Here is a 20,868-nt window from a genome sequence, read left to right on the forward strand (position 1 = left end):
GCGCCGCTACTTTCCCCGTCGGGCCCACTCCAGCAGCCGATCCAGTGGCCAGGTGGTGACGATCCGCTCGGCGGGCACGCCGTTCGCGGCCGCGCGCTCAGCGCCGTATTGCAGGAAATCCAGCTGGCCCGGCGCATGGGCGTCACTGTCGATGCTGAAGAGGCAGCCGGCGTCGAGGGCCAGCCGGATCAAGTCGTCCGGCGGATCCTGCCGTTCGGGGCGGGAATTGATCTCGACGGCCACGTTCTTCTCGGCGCACGCGGCGAACACGCGCTCTGCGTCGAACTCGGACTGCGGCCGGGTTCCCCTCGAGCCCTGCAGCAGCCGGCCGGTGCAGTGGCCGAGGACGTTCATATGAGGATCGTTGATGGCGCCCAGCATCCTGTCGGTCATGGTGCGCCGGTCAGAACGGAGCTTCGAGTGGACGCTCGCCACCACGATGTCCAGCTGCTCCAGCATGTCCGGGGACTGGTCCAGGCTGCCGCCCTCCAGGATGTCCACCTCGATTCCGGTCAGGAGGCGGAAGTCCCCGTTGTCCCCGTTGATCTCCGCAACAACGGCCAGCTGTTCCCGAAGGCGCTCGGCGCTCAGGCCGTTGGCGATCTTGAGGTTAGGGGAGTGGTCTGTCAGGGCGAGGTAGTCCCGGCCCAGGGTCCTAGCGGCGTCAGCCATGAGTGCGATCGGGGACCCGCCGTCGGACCAATCGCTGTGACTGTGCAGGTCCCCGCGGAGGGCGGAGCGCAGTTCGGCGCCGCCGGTCGCGAGGGGCTGCTGCCCGCGTTGCCGCAGGCCCTCAAGATAGTCGGGCACGCCGCCGTCGACCGCCTGCCTGATGACTTCGAAAGTTCTGTCCCCGATCCCCTTCATGCTTTTCAGCCTGCCGTTGCGTGCCCGCGCCGCGACCTCGTCCGGGTCCAGGGCGCCGATAATCCCGGCTGCCTTGCGGAATGCTTGGATCTTGAAGGTGGGGGCGAGCTCGCGTTCCAGCCAGAACGCAATCTCATTGAGGGCATCAACGGCATCCATCCGTCCATCTTGCACCCACCCTGCACCCGTCTTGCACCGGCGGGGGCCAGATTTTGGATAATCCGGGGGTCTGCCCTTATAGTTTTATAGTCCAGTTCGGAGGAACCCGAAAGGACAAAAACGACAGGCTTCGGCCCTTAATTTTTGCCCTGAGATGTTCAACCGGATGGCGTCCTGGCCCCCATCGTCTAGCGGCCTAGGACACCGCCCTTTCACGGCGGCGGCACGGGTTCGAATCCCGTTGGGGGTACGCAAGGAACTGGTCAAACCGGATGGAAAAGTCTGGTAGGCTAAAGGCCTTGAAAATTTGCGGTAGCGATACCGCAGACAGCAAGAAACACGCAATACAAGCAGTAAAAAGCAAGGCCCTGTAGCGCAGTTGGTTAGCGCGCCGCCCTGTCACGGCGGAGGTCGCGGGTTCAAGTCCCGTCAGGGTCGCTCTGATTGCCGGAAGAAATTCCGGCCATCAAGGTGACATGTCACCTAGGCTCTGTAGCTCAGTTGGTAGAGCGTTCGACTGAAAATCGAAAGGTCACCGGATCGACGCCGGTCGGAGCCACCACTGGGAAGCATCAGTTCATTGAGAACTGGTGCTTTTCTTCTTTAACACCGTCAATTGCTCCGTAACTGCCATTCTGAGGGGTCAAAAGGGCAGTTGCGGAGCAAACGACGGGTAGGCCGGGCTGCATCGACGGGTAGGCCGGGGCTGCGTCGACGGGCGGGCGACTGCGGCGACCGATTGGGGCCACCGACGGCGGCGACCGATTGGGGCCACCGACGGCGCGGACCGGTTGGGGGCCCGACCGCTGGCCGGGCTAGACTCGCACGCTGGGGAAAGAACACCAAGGCCGCCGGCAGCCCGGTCCGGGCGGGCGGCGCAATCTCAACCGAAAAGTGATTCTGCAACGTGATTTCGAAGAATATTGCCCGTCCTCTCACCGCCGCCGCGTTTCTCGCCGCCCTCGTCCTCACCGGTTGCTCGGCCCCCCAGGCCGGCAGTGCGCCGTCGTCCGCCGCGGCTTCATCAACTGCTTCCGCCTCTGCCACGCCGAGCCCCAGCGCAACGTCCGGCCCCTTTGGCAGCTTCTCCAGCGCCGCCGAGGCGTGCACCAAGATCTCAGAGCAGGCCACCGGCGCCACGCTCCTTCCGCTGTCGGCCGCCCAGGGCAAGACCGCGGAGCTGGAACAGTTCAAAGCGGACCTGGCCGAGACGGCCGGGCGCGTCCCGGACAGCCTCAAGACCGACTTCGCCAACCTCAAAGAGGTGGCCGTCGCGGGCGTCACCGACCAGACTGTCTTCTCCAGCGGCAAGCTCCAGGCCGCCATGGCGCCCGTAACAACCTGGATCGCCACCAACTGCAATTAGGAAGTTTGACCGGGCCATCGCCCGCACTGGCTCCCGGCTGATGTCGCGCCGCTGACCGGCGGACGCCAGTCCTGCTCCGGATGCCTGCTCCCTGATGCACAGGCCCGTTCCCATGGCCCTCACCTGCGGCGGCCCTGGGAACGGGCGCCGCAAGATTCCCCCGCGCGGCCCGAGGCAGGGACTAGGGTGGTGTCAAAGAGAAGGGGGAGTGCGTTATGGAATACCAGAATTCTCAGCCCGTTGCCGGTCCGGCAGCCGGTCCTGCGGCCGGTCTGCCCGTCGCCGGTCCGGCAGCCGGTCTGCCCGTCGCCCGCCAGCACGTTGCCAATCATGCGGCCGGTCTGCCCGGTGACGGCCTGTCCGTGCCGGCCGGCACCGGCCGCACGATCATATCGGAAGCCGCCGTCGCCAAGGTCGCGGGCATCGCCGCCCGGTCCGTACCCGGCGTCTACTCGTTGGGATCAGCGCCGTCACGCGCCCTCGGGGCCATCCGCGACGCCGTCGGCAGCGCCGATCACGCAGCGGGCGTCCGCGTGGAAGTCGGCGAAACTCAGGTCGCCGTGGACATCGACCTTGTCGCGGTGTACGGCACCCCCCTGCATGCCCTCGCGGACCAGATCCGCGCCGCCGTCTACTCCGCCGTCGAGGAACTGGTGGGGCTCGAGGTGATCGAAGTAAATATCGAGATCAATGACGTTTATGTGCCCGGCCCGGTCAAACCCGCCGTGTCCGCCGAGGCCCGGCCGGCCAGGGAGGCAATCCAATGAGTCTGACGGTAGTGGGAATCGCCATGGGGGCCTTCGCGGCTTTCATGTCCTTCCAGTTCGGCGTCTGGGGCTTCCTCGGTGCCCTGTTGTTCATGGGCATCGGCGCCCTCTTGGGCCGCGCCGCAGAGGGGAAGCTGGACCTGCGCAGCGTGTTTGACGCCCTCACGGGCCGGCGTTCCTCCTCATGAACATGACGGCTGAAACGCCGATCCGCGGCACCGCGATGGCCGGGCACAACCGCATCAGCACCCAGGCCCTGACGAGCGTGGCCCGGGCGGCCGCGGGTGAGGCCCTCGGGGTGCCGGCGCACGACGTGCGCGCCGAGTGGTCAGACGATGACGGGCTGCTCGCGCTTTCGCTGGTCATGCCCGTCGCGGTCCCGAACCTCACGATGGTCCTGCGGGATCCCGGCCGCGTCGCTGGCTTTGGCGGTTCCATCTGGGACCGTGCTGTCGCCGCCAAAGCCCAGATCCTGGGCCGCGTGACCGAGCTGACCGGAGCGCAGCTGAGCCGGGTGGACATCCGCATCAGCGGGGCCAGCGTGCGCGGGGGAGGTCGGGTGCATTGAGCCAGGACACCCAGAACGCCGGTCTCGGTTCCGGCGCGCACGACGCCGACGCGGTGCCCGGGAGCGCGCCGCTAGGTTCCGGTGCCGCGGGTATGGACCGTATTTTGAAACGAGAGACGCACTCATCGCGGGCTGTCGTCTCCGTGATCGCGGCCGCCCTGGTGATGGCGGTGTGCGGTTATGCGCTGCTCGAGACCGCTGTCCAGGCGATCGGGCAGCCGCCGTGGCTCGTGGATCCGCAGACCGCGGCCGAGCGGGTGGTCGCGCTCCCGGCCGGAATCGGGCCGCTACTACTCGTCGTCACCGGCGCCGTGATCGCCATGGTCGGATTGTTTTTCTTCCTCAACGCCGTGCTGCCGGGGCGGCGGGCGCGCCACCTGCTCCCGGACCGCCGGGCCGCCGTCGTGGTGGACGATGAGGTGATTGCCGCGGCCCTGGCGCGCCGGGCCCGGCTGGCCGCCAACGTGAGTCAGGAGCAGGTGATGGTGGTCGTGTCGCGGAACCGGGTCATGGTCAACGTCCGGCCGACCTCCGGCGTGCCGCTGCGCCCGGACGCCGTCCTTGACGCCGTGCGGCATGAGCTGCAGGAAATGGGCCCGTGGCCGATGCCGGAAGTGCGGATCCAGGTGTCCACGGCGGGGGTGGTGGGGGCATGAACAACACTCCCCGGGTCCTGAACCGCATCCTGATCGGCATCCTTGGCGTCACGCTTCTCGCCTTTGGCGTCCTCTTGGTGCTGCTGGCGACCGTTCCCGCCGTCGGCGTGTGGTGGCATGAGTGGGCGGGCAGCGTCCTGAACTTCTGGCTCGATTTGTTCGAACGGACGCAGTTCCCCCGCCGCCAAGGTAGCTGGCTGTGGCTTGTCATCTGCTTTGTCCTGGTGGTGGTGCTTGGCCTGATGGTGGCCTGGATTGCCCAGCAGGGCAAGGGCCGGACCAGCCTGCTCGTGGCCGAGGAGGACCCGGGCGACGCGCCGGGCAATGTCGGAATCGGCCACGGCGTGGCGGAGCAGGCGCTCCGTGCGGCCCTCGCGGATCGCCCCGACCTCGCCGGCGTCACGGTGGCCGCCTACGAGATCAAGGGGGAGCCGTCCCTCAGGATTTGGGTGGAGCCCCGCCAGGGCGTCGCCCCGCACGCGCTGGCCGCCGAGGTCTCTTCCCTGGTAGAGGCGCTCGACGCGGTGATCGGCAAGCGCACCCCCGTCCTGATCCACATCGGATCCGGGGCGCGGTCGCGGTTTGGCCGGGCCGAGCGGGTCCGCTGAGGCGGCTCCCCGCCGGGGCCGCGGAATCTCCTTTGCATAAAGGTTTGATGTAAACGCTTGCATCAGCAGGGTCTGTTGATTACTGTGATGGTCGGCACACCAACAGTACGGCCGTTTTTCACCGGTACTCAGCGAGGAGCACTCCAGTATGAAAACCCGCAATTTCCTTCTTCCCGTCGCCACGGCAGGCATTTTGGCTATCACCCTTTCGGCGTGTGGCGGCGGAGGTGGCGGCACTACCAGCGGCAGCGACGCCGCCTCGCAGGGCCTGGACGGGCGCGGCCCCATCACTTACGTTCAGGGCAAGGACAACAGCAACGTGGTCCGCCCGCTGATCGACAAGTGGAACGCGGCCCACCCGAACGAGAAGGTCACCTTCAAGGAGCAGACCGACCAGGCCGACCAGCAGCACGACGACCTCGTCCAGCACTTCCAGGCCAAGGACCCCGGCTACGATGTTGCGAGCGTCGACGTCGTCTGGACCGCGGAATTCGCTGCGAAGGGCTGGCTGCAGCCGCTCAAGGACAAGATGGCGCTGGATACCTCCGCCATGCTGAAGCCGACCGTCGAGGCCGCATCCTACAAGGGCACGCTTTACGCGGCGCCGGAATCATCCGACGGCGGCATCCTGTACTACCGCAAGGATCTGGTCCCCACGCCCCCGAAGACCTGGGCCGAGATGATGAGCATGTGCTCCATCGCCAAGACCAACAACATCGGCTGCTACTCCGGCCAGTTCAAGAAATACGAGGGACTGACCGTCAACGCCTCCGAGGCGATCAACTCGGCCGGCGGATCCGTGCTGGACCAGGACGGCAAGCCCAGCCTGAACACCCCTGAGGCGAAGGCAGGCCTCGAAAACCTGACCAAGGCCTACGCGGCCGGCGAGATCCCGAAGGAAGCCATCACCTTCCAGGAAGAGGAAAGCCGCCAGGCGTTCCAGGACGGCAAGCTGCTGTTCCTGCGCAACTGGCCATACGTCTACAACCTGGCCACCACCGAAGGTTCCTCGAAGGTCAAGGATGTTCTCGGCATGACGGCCCTCCCGGGCACGGACGGTCCGGGCGCTTCGTCCCTCGGCGGCCACAGCGCCGCGGTCAGCGTCTACTCGAAGAACAAGGCCACGGCACTGGACTTCCTGAAGTTCCTCACCACGGAAGAGACCCAGAAGTTCTTCGCCACCCAGGGTTCGCTCGCTCCGGTGATCGGCACGCTCTACGACGACAAGGAGCTCGTCGCCAAGCTGCCGTACCTGCCGGTCCTGAAGACCTCGATCGAGAACGCTGTGCCGCGCCCGGTTACCCCGTTCTACCCGGCCGTCACCAAGGCCATCCAGGAAAACGCGTACGCGGCCATCAAGGGCGAGAAGACCGTGGACGCGGCACTGTCTGACATGCAGAAGTCCATCGAGTCCGCTAGCGCGGGACAGTAGGTCCATCATGGCAACTGAAGTAGGCCCGACGTCGGTCAAGGCACCGGCGTCGGGCGGGGCACCGATCCACCACGCACCCAAGGGTGTCGGGGAGGACAACCGCATCGCGACGCAGGGGCGCTGGGCAGCATGGCTGCTGGCGCCGACTATCCTCGCATTGTCAGTGGTGATCGTTTACCCGATCATCACCGCCATTGTGATGTCATTCCAGAAGGATGCCGGTCTGGACCCCGCCACGGGTCTCTTCACTGAAGGTGGCCCGGCAGGGCTCTCGAACTACTACAACTGGATCTTCCAGCAATGCCCGGCTCCGGGCGGCGGAACCGTAGAGTGCCCTCCCGGCACACTCGGGGCGCAGTTCTGGTCCGCCACCGGCACCACCTTCTTCTTCACCATCGTCACAGTGACACTGGAGACGGTGCTCGGCTTCTGGATGGCCGTCATCATGGCACGTGCCTTCAAGGGCCGCAGCCTGGTCCGCGCAGCTGTCCTGGTGCCGTGGGCCATCCCCACCGCCGTTACGGCCAAGCTGTGGCTGTTCATCTTCGCCTTCGAGGGCATCGGCAACAAACTCTTCAACACCACCGTCCTGTGGACAGGCAGCGAATGGCCGGCCAGATGGGCCGTGATCATCGCGGACGTCTGGAAGACCACACCGTTCATGGCGCTGTTGATTCTTGCCGGCCTGCAGATGATTCCCGCGGAAGTTTACGAGGCGGCCAAGGTCGACGGCGCCTCAGCCTGGCAGCGGTTCCGGATGATCACCCTGCCGCTGGTGAAGCCGGCGCTCATGGTGGCCATTCTGTTCCGCACCCTGGACGCACTGCGCATGTTCGACCTCCCGTACATCCTGACGGGCGGAGCGAACAACACCACAACGCTCTCCATCCTGGTGATCAACCAGATCAGGCAGGGCTTCAACGCGGCGGCGGCTTTGTCCACCATCACGTTCATCATCATCTTTCTGGTGGCTTTCATCTTCGTACGCTTCCTCGGAGCGAACGTGGTGGAGCAGCAGACCGGCGCAGGTAAGGGGAAGAAATGACCGCCGCGACCGAACTACGCGCAGAGCAGGACCGGGGGCGGAAGGTCGCGCAGAACCGCGAGAAGTGGGCCCAGAGTCGCACCTACATCAGTGCGGTCGTGATCCTCTTCTGGTGCCTGGCGCCGGCTTACTGGATGGTGGTGACGGCGTTCCGCGACGTCGGCTACACCTACGACACCTCGATCCTGCCGACCCACGTGACGCTGGACAACTTCAAGACGGCGTTCGACACGTCCTTCGGCAACCACTTCGGCCAGGCACTGCTCAACAGCTTGTTCATCGGTGCCGTCGTCACCATTGTTTCGCTGGTGATCGGCGTGTTTGCCGCCTACGCCCTGGCCCGCTTGAACTTCAAGTTCAAGTACCTCGTGCTGGGCTTCATCCTGGGGGCTTCCATGTTCCCGGGCGTCGCCCTCATCACTCCACTGTTCCAGCTCTTCACGAACATCGGCTGGATGGGTACCTACCAGGCCCTGATCATCCCGAACATCTCGTTCGTGCTGCCGCTGACGGTCTACACCATGACCTCCTTCTTCCGGGAGATGCCGTGGGAGCTCGAGGAATCGGCGCGGGTGGACGGCTGTACGCAGGGACAGGCCTTCCGGAAGGTCATCATGCCGCTGGCCGCACCGGCCATCTTCACGACGGCCATCCTGGCGTTCATTTCCTCGTGGAATGAATTCCTGATCGCCAGCCAGCTCTCGTCCGACGCAACGCAGCCGGTCACCGTGGCCATTGCCAGCTTCGCCGGTGCGCAGCCCAACCAGATCCCGTACACCGCGATTATGGCGGCGGGCACCATCGTGACCATTCCCTTGGTCATCCTGGTGCTGGTATTCCAGCGTAAGATCGTCGCGGGCCTCACCGCCGGCGCGGTCAAGTGAGGATGGCATCAAGTGATGGATCCGTCATGACTGACGATCAGAACCTGGGCCACGTGCCGGCAACGCGTCGAAAGGTGCGCTCCGGCGAGGACTTCGACATCATCATCGGGTTCCTCGGCTTCTGGACCGTCGTGCTGCTGGTGGTCACCGTCTGGATGGAGGTGACCGCCCAGCCGGCCCTCTTCTGGGCACTGGGACTGCTGGCCATGCTGCTGGCCCTCTACGGGATGATCCGGCTGCGCCGGCGTTTGCCCGGACGGACGGCCAGCCGGCGCCGCTAGCCAGCCAGGGGCCAGGACTATTCATCTGCCGCGGGGGAGGCGGGCGCAGCACGTCTGCGGGCAGCCGACAGGCTTCCGCGGACCGTCAACAAGGGGACAAAAGGTGGCACGGACAGAAAGGGCGCAGCGCGGCGGCCACTCCGGCGTCAGCATTGAGGATGTTGCCGCCGCTGCCGGCGTATCCACGGCCACCGTATCCCGGGCCGTCCGTGGACTGCCCCGCGTTTCCCCGGCGACGCGGGAGAAGATCCTGGGTATTGCCGAATCCTTGGGCTACGTCGCCTCGTCCTCGGCGTCCGGCCTGGCGACGGGCCGGACCAAAACCATCGGCGTGCTGGCCCCGTTCGTCAGCCGCTGGTTCTTCTCCAAGGCCATCGAGGGCGCGGACCGGGAACTGCACTCCCGCCAGTACAACCTTTCCCTCTTCAATCTCGGCGGCCACGGCAGCAACCGTGAGCGGCTTTTCAGCAAGACCATGGTCTACAAGCAGATAGACGCCCTGCTGGTCCTCTGTATGGCGCTCACTCACGAGGAAATCGAGCATCTCCAGAAGATCGATATCCCGCTGGTGGTGGTGGGCGGCCATGTTGAGGAATGCCCCTATATTGGCATTGACGACTACGCCGCGGCCGCCACCGCGGTCCGCCACCTGATCGGGTTGGGCCACACCGACATCGCGCTCCTGCACGGCGATGATGAAACCGACCTCAACTTCGACGTACCCAGGGTCCGGATCCAGGCCTTCCACGACATCATGCGCGAGGCCCGGTTGCCCGCCCGGGCCGAATGGGACGTGTGGGGGGACTTCACCGTTCGCAGCGGTCAGGAGGCGTTCCGGCGTCTCTGGGCAATCGACTTGCCCAAGCCGACAGCAATCTTCTGCGCCTCGGATGAGATGGCCATGGGCGTCATCTTCGAGGCCAACAAGGCCGGTGTGCGCGTCCCGGAGGATTTGTCGGTCATCGGCATCGACGACCACGACTTCGCCGAAGCCATGGGGCTCACCACGGTCGGGCAGCGGCCGGACCTCCAAGCCGAACTCGGCACCAAGATGCTGCTGGACGAGCTCGACGGAATTGCCGGGGCTGTGCAGTCCGCCGTGGCGCCGCACCGGCTAATTGTGCGGACGACGACGGCGCCGCCGGTACGGGCATCCGCGCGGCTCCGCTAGCGGCGTTCGGCCGCATCGGCGGTCCCGCATGGGCTGCAGGGGTTGCGGTCCGGCCTGGCTCAGGAAGCGCGGGCCAGTTGGCGGATCGGCACCCAGCGCGAGGCCAGCCGGCGGTAGGCCGCGGCGGCGCCGGTCATGTCGCCATCCGCCAGGCACTCGATGCCGAGGCGCACGTCCAGCGGCGAGTCGTCCGGATAGACCTTGTCTGCCACGCCGCCGTAATCGAGTTCCACTGCCGAATCCGCGTGGAACAGCTCAAGCCATTCCGTGAGCTGGGTCAGGTCCTCGAGCATGTCGAGATCGGGCGCGGCGAGGGCCAGGTGCGCCACCGCGTAGCTCACGCGCTCCAGTGCCTTGCCGATGCCGGCACGGATGCGGACCGTCACGATGTGCCCCTCGGATTCGACGACGTCGGTGGGATCCGATTCCTGGAAGAGGCAGAACCAGCTGAAGGGGATGCCCCACGTGGACGCCCGGGTGTGGACCCGGCTCAGGCCATCGTGGGCCCGCACCTCATCAATGCGTTCCTGGTGCTTGTCCCGCTGTTCTTCCGGGATCAGGAGCTGGGCCAGGGGCCCGTGGATGCCTTCCATCAGGGCATTGGCGGCCAGCCCGGCGCGGAGGACCATCTGGCTGGGGCAGTACAGCAGCCGTTCGGCCTGCGCTGCGGCGGCCCCGGTGCCGGACTCGGCGCCGTCGTGCGCTGAGCCGGAGGGCGCCCGCCGTGCCGGGGCCGGGACAACGCGCACAAGGTCCGTCCGGCCGGTGGGAAACGGGTCCCCGTCGGACCGGGTGATGCGGCCTAGGGACGCCAGGAGCTCGGCGTTCTCCACGGCAGCGCGGGACGCCAGGCCGGCGCCGGCGGCCCGCAGGGTTTCCTGCTGCTTCTCAGGGAACGCCTCGAGGGGCTCGTAGATCCGGAGCGCGGAAGAGAACGGCAGCCCGGCCTGTCCGTGGTAAATGTTCCCCGTCATGGGATCACGACGCTTCCTGGGCGGCAGCCATTAGTCCGCCAGTTCCGCAAGCACCGGGGCGTGGTCCGAGGCGCCCTTGCCCTTGCGCTCCTCGCGGTCGATCATCGCACCGGTGACCCGTGCCGCCAGGGCCGGGGAGGCAAGAATGAAGTCGATCCGCATTCCCTCTTTTTTCGGGAAGCGGAGCTGCGTGTAGTCCCAGTAGGTGTAGACGCCAGGTCCCGGGGTGTGCGGGCGGACCACATCCTGGAACCCGGCCTCCTCAAAGGCGTGGAAGGCAGCCCGCTCGGGCTCGCTGACGTGGGTCATGGCGTTGGCGCGGAAGAAGTCGATGTCCCAGACGTCGCCGTCCTGCGGTGCGATATTGAAATCGCCCATCAGCGCGATCTGCGCCTGGGGGTCCTCCTTGACCCAGGTGCCGGCGTGGGTTTTCAGGATGTCCAGCCAGTTGAGCTTGTAGGGCATGTGCTCGTCGTCGAGGGCGCGGCCGTTGGGGACGTAGAGGCTCCAGACCCGGATGCCGCCGCACGTGGCGCCGATGGCGCGGGCCTCCTGCACGGCGTCCTTGCCGCTCTTGCCGAATACCGGCTGGTCCAGGAAGGTGCGTTCGACGTTGTCGATTCCCACGCGGGAGGCGATCGCGACGCCGTTCCACTGGCTCAGGCCGAAGTGTGCCACCTCGTAGCCCATGCTCTCGAAGAGCTCCCAAGGGAAGTTCTCGTCCTTGCATTTGGTTTCCTGGATGGCCAGGACGTCACAGTCCGTGCGCTGGAGCCAAGCCTCCACACGGTCGGCGCGGGCGCGGAGCGAGTTCACATTCCAGGTAGCTATCTTCACAGTCCCTAACTTACCGAACTTGGCCCCCGGACGAAGCAGCCGGCGGCTTCCGCCCTCTGGAAATTAGTAGGAAGTCCGAGTATATTCGGCTGCAGAGATGATCTAGGTCACATGCAAAGGAGCATTCGGTCATGGTTCGAGAACTATCCCATTACGTTGACGGGCAGCGGGTGGACGGCACCTCCGGCCGGTTCAGCGATGTGTTTGATCCCTGCACCGGCGAGGTCCAGGCCCGTTTGCCGCTGGCCAGCGCAGAGGAAGTGCGCAATGTTATTGCCAGCGCGGAAAAGGGGCAGGTGGAATGGGCCGCGATGAATCCGCAGCGTCGCGGCCGGATCCTGCTCAAGTTCGTGGACCTGGTCAACGAGCACATGGACGAGCTCGCCACCCTGCTCTCCTCCGAGCACGGCAAGACCTTCCTCGATGCCAAGGGTGACATCCAGCGCGGCATCGAAGTGGTCGAGTTTTCCGCGGGTGCCCCGCATCTGCTCAAGGGTGAGTTCTCGGACAACGCCGGCACCGGCGTCGACGTGCACTCGATGCGGCAGCCCCTCGGCGTCGTTGCCGGCATCACGCCGTTCAACTTCCCGGCCATGATCCCGCTCTGGAAGTCCGGGCCGGCGCTCGCCGCAGGCAACGCCTTCATCCTCAAGCCCTCCGAACGGGACCCCTCCGTACCGCTGCGCCTGGCCGAGCTCTTCACCGAGGCGGGCCTCCCCGACGGCGTCTTCAACGTGGTCAACGGGGACAAGGAGGCCGTGGACGCGCTGCTGGAGGATCCCCGGGTCCAGGCCATCGGGTTCGTCGGCTCCACGCCCATTGCCCAGTACATCTACGCCACAGCCGCAGCGAACGGCAAGCGCGCCCAGTGCTTCGGCGGCGCCAAGAACCACATGGTGATCATGCCCGACGCGGACCTCGACATGGCCGCGGACGCCCTCATCGGGGCAGGCTTCGGCTCCGCGGGAGAGCGCTGCATGGCGATCTCGGTGGCCGTTCCGGTCGGCGGGAAGACCGCGGATGTGCTCGTGGAGAAGCTGCAGGCGCGGATCGCCGGTCTCAAGGTGGGCCACAGCCTTGCCAAGGATTCCGACTTTGGCCCGGTGGTGGCGGCCTCCGCGAAGGAGCGGATCGAAGGCTACATCGCCTCCGGCGTCGAAGAAGGCGCCAGCCTCGTTACCGACGGCCGCGGGCTGACGGTGGAAGGCTACGACGGCGGCTTCTGGGTCGGTCCCACGCTGTTCGACAACGTCACCAAGGACATGAAGATCTACAAAGAGGAGATCTTCGGCCCGGTCCTGAGCGTGCTCCGCGCCGAGGACTACGACGAGGCCCTCCGGCTCTGCAGCGAACACGAGTTCGGCAACGGCGTGGCCATCTTCACCCGCGACGGCGACGCCGCCCGCGACTTCGCCAGCCGGGTCCAGGTGGGCATGGTGGGGATCAACGTCCCCATCCCCGTGCCGATCGCGTACTACACCTTCGGCGGCTGGAAGGCCTCCGGGTTCGGCGACCTCAACCAGCACGGGGCCGACGCCTTCCGCTTCTACACGAAGACCAAGACGGTCACGAGCCGCTGGCCTTCCGGCATCCGTTCCGGCAGCAGCTTCGTCATGCCGGAAGGCAGCTGATGGGGACGGAGGCTGCGCAGGAAGGGGCCGGCGAAGCCTTGAATGGGGAAGTCCTGTTTGAACGGCGCGGCAGCCTCGGCGTGGTGACCCTCAACCGGCCCACGGCCGTCAACGCCCTGACCGCCGGGATGGCCGCCGCGATGCTCGAACAGCTCACGCTCTGGGCCGAGGACGGCGCCGTCGCCACGGTGCTGGTCCGCGGCGCCGGCGACCGCGGCCTCTGCGCCGGCGGCGACATCGTCGCCATCTACCGGGACATTTTCGACGGTGGGGACGCCACCGCGGACTTCTGGGCGGACGAGTACCGGCTGAACCTGCTCATCTCTGAATACCCCAAGCCGTACGTGGCGTTCATGGACGGGCTGGTCCTGGGCGGCGGCGTGGGGATCTCGGCCCACGGCTCCGTGCGGATCGTCACCGAACGCACCCGCACGGGCATGCCCGAAACGACCATCGGGTTCGTGCCCGACGTCGGCGGCACCCTGCTGCTCTCCGGCTCGCCGGGGGAGACCGGCACCCATGCGGCCCTGACCGGCGCCCACCTGAGCGGCGCGGACGCGCTGTTCCTGGGCCTCGCCGACCACTTCGTGCCCTCCGCCAGCCTTGCTGAACTGGCCGCGGCGCTCGAGACCGAGGCAGCGGAAGCCGCCGTCGCCCGTTTCGCCGAACCGGCTCCGCAGTCAGTCCTCGCCGCACAGCAGGAATGGATCGACGCCTGCTACTCCAGCGACGACGCCGAGGAGATCCTGCTCCGGCTGCGCACGGTGGGCGGGGAGGCTGCCGGCGCCGCGGACACCATCGAGGCCAAGTCGCCGACGGCGGTGAAGGTGGCCTTGGAGTCCCTGCGCCGCGTCCGCGGACTGAGCCTGGAGCGGGCACTCGAGCAGGAATACCGGGTGGGCCTGCGCTTCCTCGCCGGACCGGACTTCCGCGAAGGGATCCGCGCCCAGGTGGTGGACAAGGACCGCAATCCCCGCTGGAAGCCCGCCACCCTCGCGGAGGTCACCCCAGAGGACGTCGCGGCCTACTTCGCCCCGCTGGGCGGGCGCGAACTGAAGCTCTCTCCGGCGGAGAAGAACAAGGAGAAGAACCATGTCTGAAGCAGGAGCGCCCGAAACCGGCACCATCGCCTTCCTCGGCCTGGGGCACATGGGCGGCCCGATGGCCGTCAACCTGGTCAAGGCCGGCTACCGGGTGACCGGCTTCGACGTCGTGCCGACGGCCCTGGACGCCGCCCGGGAGCACGGCATTCCAACCGCCGGGACGGCAGCCGAAGCGGCGGCGGGCGCCGCCGTCGTGCTGACCATGCTGCCCAGCGGCAAGCACCTCCTCGACGCCTACCGGGGCACGGGCGGTGAGCCCGGCCTGCTTGAACTGGCCGCCCCGGGCACCATGTTCCTGGACTGTTCCACGATCAACGTGGACGAGGCCCGCGAGGCCGCAGAACTCGCGGTGGCGGCCGGCCACCGTGCTGTCGACGCCCCCGTGTCCGGAGGGGTGGTGGGGGCCGAGGCCGGCACGCTCACCTTCATGGTCGGTGCCCTCCCGGAGGACTTCGAGGCGGTCAAACCGCTGCTGGAAGTCATGGGCAAGCGGGTGGTCCACACCGGCGCCCACGGCGCGGGCCAGGCCGCCAAGATCTGCAACAACATGATCCTGGGCGTCTCGATGATCGCCGTCAGTGAGGCCTTTGTGCTGGGCGAGAAGCTCGGACTGACCCACCAGGCACTGTTCGACGTCGCCTCCGCCGCCTCGGGACAGTGCTGGGCGCTGACCACCAATTGCCCTGTGCCCGGGCCGGTCCCGACCAGCCCCGCCAACAGGGACTACCAGCCCGGCTTCGCCGGGGCGCTCATGGCCAAGGACCTCAAGCTGGCCCTCAACGCGCTCCAGAGTGCCGGCGTCGCGGCCCGCCTCGGCCCCCTCGCATCCGAAATTTACGATACCTTTGCCGCGGAAGGCGGTGCCGGCCGGGACTTCTCCGGCATCATCACCGACATCCGTGAAAAGTCGGAAGCAGGCAAATCAGAATCCGGTGCGGCCGGACACTAGTCCCGGAAGCTATACGCAGAACCATAAGCAGAACCAGACGAGCACCACCTAAGGGGACCACTCATGACGGAACAGTACGCGAACATTCTGGTGGAGCGCCGCGGCCGCGTGGGCCTCGTGACGCTCAACCGGCCCGAAGCCCTCAATGCCCTGAACAAGGCCACGATGGAGGAGCTGGTGAAGGCCGTCACCGGGATGGATGCGGACCCGGAGGTCGGTGCCGTGGTGGTGACCGGTTCCGCGAAGGCCTTCGCCGCCGGCGCGGACATCAAGGAAATGCAGTCCAAGGGCTACATGGACATGTACGCGGCGGACTGGTTCCGCGGCTGGGAGGACTTCACCAGGCTCCGCATCCCCGTGGTGGCGGCCGTGTCCGGCTTCGCGCTGGGCGGCGGCTGCGAGCTGGCGATGATGTGCGATTTCATCATCGCCGGGGACAACGCCAAGTTCGGCCAGCCGGAGATCAACCTCGGTGTGCTCCCGGGCATGGGCGGCTCACAGCGGCTGACCCGCGCCGTGGGCAAGTCCAAGGCGATGGACATGATCCTGACCGGCCGGTTCATGGACGCCGAGGAGGCCGAACGGGCGGGGCTGGTGTCCCGTGTGGTCCCGGCCGCGGACGTCGTCGAGGAGGCGCTGAAGGCTGCCGAGGTGATCGCCTCCAAATCCAAGCCGGTGGCGATGGTGGCCAAGGAAGCGGTGAACGCGGCGTTTGAGACCGGACTTGCCCAGGGCGTGCTGTTTGAACGGCGCGTGTTCCACTCTCTGTTCGCCACCGAGGACCAGAAGGAAGGCATGGCCGCCTTCACCGAGAAGCGGCAGCCGGAGTTCAACCACCGCTAGACGGAACCGGACACGGCGCGGCGGCGTCAAATGCCGGGGCGCCGGGCTTACGTGAAGATGTCGGCCACGTACCTGCCGTGCGTGCGTTCCACCTCATCCATCCACGCCTCGGCATCCTCCTTGGAGGCGCCGGTCGCTTCCTGGTAAATGAGGGCGCACGTGTCGCGAACCTGCGGCGCCATGTGCTTGCCGTCGCCGCAGACATAGACCGTGGCGCCCTGCCGGACCAGCTCGACGACGTCGGCGCGGTCGGCCCAAAGCCGATCCTGGACATATTTCAGGCCGTCTTCGGGAGCAGTGGAAAAGACCGGGCGCAGATCCAGGTTGGCCTGCTCCGCCCACGACGCGAGTTCGGCGCGGTAGAGGAAGTCGGTGTCCGGTGCCCGGCAGCCGAAGAACAGCAGGGCAGGGGCCGGCGTCGTATCCTCGGCCTCGGCCCGCAGCGCCCGGTCCTGGACGAAGCCGCGGAAGGGTGCCAGCCCGGTCCCTGCACAGACCATGATGACCGGGACGTTAAGGGACGACGGCGGGTGGAAAGCCGCGTTCGAGGGCCGGACAGTGACCGCGACCCTTGACCCGGGCCTGGCCTGGGCGAGGTACGTGGACGAGGCGCCTTCGAAGACGCCGCGGCCCGACCACGCCGGGGCCTCGATGACGGTGAAGGTCAGGGTGGCGTGGTCGGGGCTCCAGAGCGGGGACGAGGAAATGGAGTACCGCCGGGGGGTCAGCTGTGTCAGTAGTTGCAGGAACGAGGTGAACGACAGCTGGCATGACGGATATGTCTCCAGCAGGTCCAGGAGGGAGACCCGCTTGTCCAGGATCTCGGCCGCGTACCGCCCGCGGTCCTGGGCCAGGGCCTCAAGTTCGGCGCGCTGTGCGGGATCCGCCGCGACATCAGCCAGGTCCTCGAGCTGGATGCGGGTGGCGGGGACCGCGAGCTCCACGTAGCTGCTCAGCAGTTCGCCCACGGCCACGGGAGCACCCGTGGGCAGGAAAGTGTCCCCCCGCTCCATGCTCAGCTCGACATGCGAGTCGTAGTCAAGGTTGAAATGGACCAGGGCGCGCTGCACCAGTGCGCTCGGATTCAGCGGCAGCACGGCCAGATAGTCCCCGGTCCGGTAGCTCATCCCCTCGGGCAGGGCGATCTCGACATGCCGCTTGGACCGGGCGCCGGGCTTGGCCAGATCGACCAGTTCCCGGTTCGCGACAACAGTACCGAGTGCCAGCCCGTTCTGGCGCAGCAGCGGATCCCGGACGTTGCCGACGAACTGGAGTTCAAGCTGGGGCTGCGCAGTGGGCGGGCTGGTCCTCTGCCCGAGGGCGGCGTCCACGGCAGGCCAAAGTCCGGCGTACCACTCTTCAAAATCGCCGAAGAAGTCGCCGCGGGCGTTGGCTTCGCCCCGGGCATAGATTCGCGTGGCGCCCGCGGCCTCGAGCCGGGCGTCGATGGCCTTGGGCACCTCCTGGTACGTTCGCGCCCAGTCCTTGTTGCCGTTGCCGAAGACCATATACCGCACCCCGGCGAGGCTGCCCGGCTGCAGGCCTTCGGTCCAGGCCACGAATTTCCGGGCGTTATCCGGCGGCTGCCCCTCGTAGGAGGACGTCACGATTGCGACGAGTCCCTCCGATGGCAGTCCACCGGCCGCCTCGTCGAGCGGACCGATGGTGGGGCTGTAGCCGCGCCGGCCGGCGTCGTTGGCGATGCGCTGGGCGAAGTCCTTGGACGTGCCTGCATTGGAACCGTAGAGCACACGGATCGGGACGCCGTTGGGCGCGGCAGCCGCCGCTGCCGCTTCGGCCTGCCGGGCATGTTCGACGGCGGCCTGCGGACCGGCTGCGATCGTGACGTCCCGCCGGCGCACGTGGATGAACAGCCCCTCAGGCTTCATCGTCAGCGTGTGCTTGATCTGCAGTTCGTAGCCCGGGTCCGCCGCAGTGACCTCGAAGCGCTGCAGGAGCTTGGCCAGGAAGAGCATGGCCTCCTGCAGGGCAAATCCCCGGCCGATGCAGGAGCGCTGTCCGTTGCCGAAGGGCTTCCAGGCGTTGGCAGGGATTTCCGCGGCCCGAACAGGTGAGAACCGGTCCGGATCGAAGGTCGCGGCGTCCTCCCCCCAGGCCGCCGTGTCCCGGTGCAGCCGCGGGATCAGGACCATGATGGGCTGGCCTGCCGGGACGTCGAAACGGCCGCCAAGCGTCGTGTCCTCGTGCGGGGCGACGTTGAACGCCGGGGCGGTGGGCCACAGCCGGAGTGTCTCCTTGAGGATCTGGTCCAGGTACCCCAGCCGGGGCAGGTGCTCGAACCGGGCGCTCTCGGTGCCGAGGACCTCGTCCACCTGGGCGCGAGCCTTGGCCAGGACAGCCGGATGGCGCAGCAGTTCGTAGAGCGCAAACGACAGCAGGCCGCTGGTGGTCTCATGCCCGGCCACCAGGAAGGTGACCATCTGGTAGCGGACGTTTTCCTCGCTCAACCGCTCGCCGGTCACCGGGTCCGCGGCGTTGAGCATGGTGTCCAGGATGTCCTCGCTGCCGGCGGGGCTGGGGTTGCGCCGACGGTCGCTGATCATCTGGTCGGCGACCTCGAACATCAGGGCATGGTCTTCCTCGAGCTGGTGGCGTTTGCGCAGCATGATCTTGTTCTGGACCGGGAGCCTGCGAGCCCGATCCCCGGACTCGACCAGACCGCGGACCATGGCCCCGACGAAGGGATGCATCTCTTCCCGGTAGAGGCTGTTGAACCGGTAGCTGAACGAGCACAGGGCAATGGTGTCCAGGGTCAGCCGGGTGGTGTTGTCCGGTACGTCGATCCGGGCCGTCGGGCCGAGCCGCTCCCACTTCAGGAGCAGCTGCTCGGCGATGTCGTCCATGCCGCTGAACATCCGCGTCAGCGCCGCTGGCCCGAACGCCGGCATCAGGATCCGGTGCGCCTTCTGCCAGTTCAGTTCTTCTGTTCTTGCGGTGAACAATCCGTCGCCGATGAATTCCCGCACCTGCCGAAGGGAAACGCCCAGCACCTTGCCGAAACGGGACTCGTCGCACACTTCGTTGACGAGCTGCTGGGAGGAGATGGCGATGATGCTGCGGTTGAAGAACTGGATGCGGACAATGGGGCCGTACCGCTCGGCCACCTCGACTATCCCCAGGATTCCCTTGCTGGAGTCGATGTCCGGCAAGTTGCCGACCACCGGCTTCGTGGGAGGCTGCGGTATGGGGACGCTGGGCGAAGTCATGGCCCCTCCTAGGCGATCGCCAATCGACGCTCTGTGAGCACTAATTGCTGCCTGGCCGGACGGCACTGTCCGGCTCCGAACCACGATACTCCGGACGGTTCCCGGGCAAAACCGGTTTTCGTTTGAACGGCCGGGGCACTGCCGGCGGGCGCGCTGGAGGAGGCGCTGCCACGTGGTCCCTGGCTACCGGGACAATGACAACGATTTGTCTCAGACAGGGAAGAACAGGGGAGCTAAGATGCTCACCACATACGAGCCCAAGGCCACTAGGGCTCCGAGAATGACAACGGTAACAACCCAAAACAGGACGGAGGGGCTCCGCCTCGGGTTTGCATCCATAACAACCACCCCATGTTCAATCGGGATACCCTCGGACCCGTATCCTGCCTGAACCTCCTTGCATAAAGCTTGGAATTCAGACGAGAGCCCGCAGTTGAAAATCAAGGCTGTTCTTCACCGGGATCAAACCCTAGGCTGTGCCTCACACTTATCAACCTTTGGAGGCTGCTGTGCGTGTGTCCGAAAAAACTGACCGGGCGGCTCAAGCCCGTCATCTCGAAGAAAACCTTATCGCCCGTCTGGCAAAGGGCAGGGAATGGGCGACACCCGGTGTCGAAGCCGCCCTCCGCCGTGCGCTGGGACAAGTTGATGCCGGCATCGACGTAGCGTCGCCCCGACTCCAAGCCACGTTGAGGGCCGTTGCCGACGAACTGGCCGGGGGAGTGGAAGCGGTGACCCCGCGGGTCCACGAGCACATTGCGCGGATCCTTCCCGAGGTGGAGACGCCGGCAACTGGTCAAGCCCACGGACGCTGGCCAGGGAAACCTTGGCTAATCGTGGGCGCCGCCATTGCAGCCGTGCTCGCCGGGGTAACCGCGTGGCGTGTGCTTCACACGGCCGAGCCGGTGCCGGAACGTGGCGAAGCGGCGGCGCCGGAGACCCAGCCAGTCAAGGTCGACCCTCTCGCGGGCACCCCGCCAGGCCCGCCTTCCCCGCTCAGCTGAAATCCCCGGCGTTCCGGCGGAATGTGCCCAGGATCCGGATCAGCTGGTCCACGTCCTGGTCCCCGAAGCCCGACTGGCCGAAGACCTCGGAGTTCAGCACCGCCGTCGCCCGTTTGGCCAGGGCGCGCCCGTCGGTGGTGAGCTCGATCAAGGTGGTGCGGCCGTCCGTGGGGTGCGGTGAGCGGATCACCAGCCCGGCGCTCTGAAGCCGGTCCACGGCGTTGGTGACCGAGGTGGGATGGACCTGCAGCAGCGCGCTGGCCTTGTTCATCGGCAGCGCCCCGCTGCGGGCGAAGCTGAGCAACGCCAGCAGCTCGTACCGGGCAAACGTGAGTCCGAACGGCTTGAGGACGGCCTCGATCCGACCCAGCAGAATCTGCTGGGTCCGCATGATGGCGGTGATCGCGGCCATCGGGGCGGCCACGTCGGACCAGCCGTGGCGCTCCCAGTTCAGCCGGGCGTCGGCGATCGGGTCTCGCGGCAGCGGTGCCCCCAT

At 66.8% G+C, this 20,868-nt stretch carries 21 protein-coding genes and 3 tRNA genes; 19 read left to right on the plus strand and 5 right to left on the minus strand.

The window, feature by feature from the left end:
- Window positions 1-6: 6 nt before the first annotated feature.
- Window positions 7-1,026, minus strand: coding sequence for a PHP domain-containing protein (locus M2428_RS08180; protein ID WP_277525461.1), 1,020 nt, complete (start codon window positions 1,024-1,026; stop codon window positions 7-9).
- A 177-nt stretch (window positions 1,027-1,203) separates the two neighbouring features.
- Here M2428_RS08180 and M2428_RS08185 point away from each other — a divergent pair.
- From M2428_RS08185 to M2428_RS08250, 14 genes are all read left to right on the plus strand, one after another.
- Window positions 1,204-1,276, plus strand: a tRNA-Glu gene (locus M2428_RS08185).
- A gap of 114 nt (window positions 1,277-1,390) precedes the next feature.
- A tRNA-Asp gene (locus M2428_RS08190) sits at window positions 1,391-1,464 on the plus strand.
- Window positions 1,465-1,512: 48 nt separating this feature from the next.
- Window positions 1,513-1,588, plus strand: a tRNA-Phe gene (locus tag M2428_RS08195).
- Between the two features lie 345 nt (window positions 1,589-1,933).
- Window positions 1,934-2,392, plus strand: coding sequence for a hypothetical protein (locus tag M2428_RS08200; protein ID WP_277525462.1), 459 nt, complete (start codon window positions 1,934-1,936; stop codon window positions 2,390-2,392).
- 215 nt (window positions 2,393-2,607) lie between these two features.
- Window positions 2,608-3,159: an Asp23/Gls24 family envelope stress response protein gene (locus tag M2428_RS08205; RefSeq protein WP_277525463.1), complete on the plus strand. Its 552-nt coding sequence runs from the start codon at window positions 2,608-2,610 to the stop codon at window positions 3,157-3,159.
- Window positions 3,156-3,347, plus strand: a complete 192-nt coding sequence (locus M2428_RS08210; RefSeq protein WP_277525464.1) for a hypothetical protein — start codon at window positions 3,156-3,158, stop codon at window positions 3,345-3,347. The genes M2428_RS08205 and M2428_RS08210 overlap by 4 nt, the downstream gene beginning before the upstream one ends.
- On the plus strand, window positions 3,344-3,727 hold the full coding sequence (locus tag M2428_RS08215; RefSeq protein WP_277525465.1) for a hypothetical protein: 384 nt from the start codon (window positions 3,344-3,346) through the stop codon (window positions 3,725-3,727). Before M2428_RS08210 ends, M2428_RS08215 begins: the two co-directional genes overlap by 4 nt.
- Window positions 3,724-4,383: a DUF6286 domain-containing protein gene (locus M2428_RS08220; RefSeq protein ID WP_277525466.1), complete on the plus strand. Its 660-nt coding sequence runs from the start codon at window positions 3,724-3,726 to the stop codon at window positions 4,381-4,383. Before M2428_RS08215 ends, M2428_RS08220 begins: the two co-directional genes overlap by 4 nt.
- The gene (locus M2428_RS08225) at window positions 4,380-4,991 is read left to right on the plus strand and encodes a hypothetical protein (protein WP_277525467.1); all 612 of its coding nucleotides are present in this window, start codon (window positions 4,380-4,382) and stop codon (window positions 4,989-4,991) included. Before M2428_RS08220 ends, M2428_RS08225 begins: the two co-directional genes overlap by 4 nt.
- 148 nt (window positions 4,992-5,139) lie before the next feature.
- Complete coding sequence (locus M2428_RS08230) at window positions 5,140-6,423, plus strand: ABC transporter substrate-binding protein (protein ID WP_277525468.1); 1,284 nt, start codon at window positions 5,140-5,142, stop codon at window positions 6,421-6,423.
- Between the two features lie 7 nt (window positions 6,424-6,430).
- Window positions 6,431-7,468 (plus strand): sugar ABC transporter permease, encoded by a 1,038-nt coding sequence (locus M2428_RS08235; protein ID WP_277525469.1) that lies wholly within the window; start codon window positions 6,431-6,433, stop codon window positions 7,466-7,468.
- On the plus strand, window positions 7,465-8,352 hold the full coding sequence (locus M2428_RS08240) for a carbohydrate ABC transporter permease (protein ID WP_277525470.1): 888 nt from the start codon (window positions 7,465-7,467) through the stop codon (window positions 8,350-8,352). Before M2428_RS08235 ends, M2428_RS08240 begins: the two co-directional genes overlap by 4 nt.
- 26 nt (window positions 8,353-8,378) lie before the next feature.
- Complete coding sequence (locus M2428_RS08245) at window positions 8,379-8,633, plus strand: hypothetical protein (protein WP_277525471.1); 255 nt, start codon at window positions 8,379-8,381, stop codon at window positions 8,631-8,633.
- A 103-nt stretch (window positions 8,634-8,736) separates the two neighbouring features.
- The gene (locus M2428_RS08250) at window positions 8,737-9,804 is read left to right on the plus strand and encodes a LacI family DNA-binding transcriptional regulator (protein WP_277525472.1); all 1,068 of its coding nucleotides are present in this window, start codon (window positions 8,737-8,739) and stop codon (window positions 9,802-9,804) included.
- 59 nt (window positions 9,805-9,863) lie between these two features.
- Here the strand turns inward: M2428_RS08250 and M2428_RS08255 are convergent, their stop codons facing one another.
- Window positions 9,864-10,778, minus strand: coding sequence for a hypothetical protein (locus M2428_RS08255; RefSeq protein WP_277525473.1), 915 nt, complete (start codon window positions 10,776-10,778; stop codon window positions 9,864-9,866).
- A gap of 30 nt (window positions 10,779-10,808) precedes the next feature.
- A complete protein-coding gene (locus tag M2428_RS08260; RefSeq protein WP_277525474.1) occupies window positions 10,809-11,615 on the minus strand; it encodes an exodeoxyribonuclease III in 807 nt (268 codons plus the stop codon).
- A 131-nt stretch (window positions 11,616-11,746) separates the two neighbouring features.
- On the opposite strand from M2428_RS08260, the gene M2428_RS08265 reads away from it, so the two are divergent.
- From M2428_RS08265 to M2428_RS08280, 4 genes are all read left to right on the plus strand, one after another.
- A complete protein-coding gene (locus M2428_RS08265) occupies window positions 11,747-13,246 on the plus strand; it encodes a CoA-acylating methylmalonate-semialdehyde dehydrogenase (RefSeq protein ID WP_277525475.1) in 1,500 nt (499 codons plus the stop codon).
- The gene (locus M2428_RS08270; RefSeq protein WP_277525476.1) at window positions 13,246-14,346 is read left to right on the plus strand and encodes an enoyl-CoA hydratase/isomerase family protein; all 1,101 of its coding nucleotides are present in this window, start codon (window positions 13,246-13,248) and stop codon (window positions 14,344-14,346) included. Before M2428_RS08265 ends, M2428_RS08270 begins: the two co-directional genes overlap by 1 nt.
- Window positions 14,339-15,298, plus strand: coding sequence for a 3-hydroxyisobutyrate dehydrogenase (gene mmsB, locus M2428_RS08275; protein ID WP_277525477.1), 960 nt, complete (start codon window positions 14,339-14,341; stop codon window positions 15,296-15,298). Before M2428_RS08270 ends, mmsB begins: the two co-directional genes overlap by 8 nt.
- A 63-nt stretch (window positions 15,299-15,361) precedes the next feature.
- On the plus strand, window positions 15,362-16,141 hold the full coding sequence (locus M2428_RS08280) for an enoyl-CoA hydratase (RefSeq protein ID WP_277525478.1): 780 nt from the start codon (window positions 15,362-15,364) through the stop codon (window positions 16,139-16,141).
- A 47-nt stretch (window positions 16,142-16,188) separates the two neighbouring features.
- On the opposite strand, the gene M2428_RS08285 is transcribed toward M2428_RS08280, so the two are convergent.
- Window positions 16,189-19,368 (minus strand): cytochrome P450, encoded by a 3,180-nt coding sequence (locus M2428_RS08285; protein ID WP_277525479.1) that lies wholly within the window; start codon window positions 19,366-19,368, stop codon window positions 16,189-16,191.
- A gap of 515 nt (window positions 19,369-19,883) precedes the next feature.
- Here M2428_RS08285 and M2428_RS08290 point away from each other — a divergent pair.
- A complete protein-coding gene (locus M2428_RS08290; protein WP_277525480.1) occupies window positions 19,884-20,372 on the plus strand; it encodes a hypothetical protein in 489 nt (162 codons plus the stop codon).
- On the opposite strand, the gene M2428_RS08295 is transcribed toward M2428_RS08290, so the two are convergent.
- The gene (locus M2428_RS08295; RefSeq protein WP_277525481.1) at window positions 20,365-20,868 is read right to left on the minus strand and encodes a MarR family transcriptional regulator; all 504 of its coding nucleotides are present in this window, start codon (window positions 20,866-20,868) and stop codon (window positions 20,365-20,367) included. The two genes, M2428_RS08290 and M2428_RS08295, sit on opposite strands and share 8 nt — an antisense overlap.

This window comes from Arthrobacter sp. ES3-54, assembly GCF_029504395.1.
Taxonomy (GTDB): Bacteria; Actinomycetota; Actinomycetes; order Actinomycetales; family Micrococcaceae; genus Arthrobacter.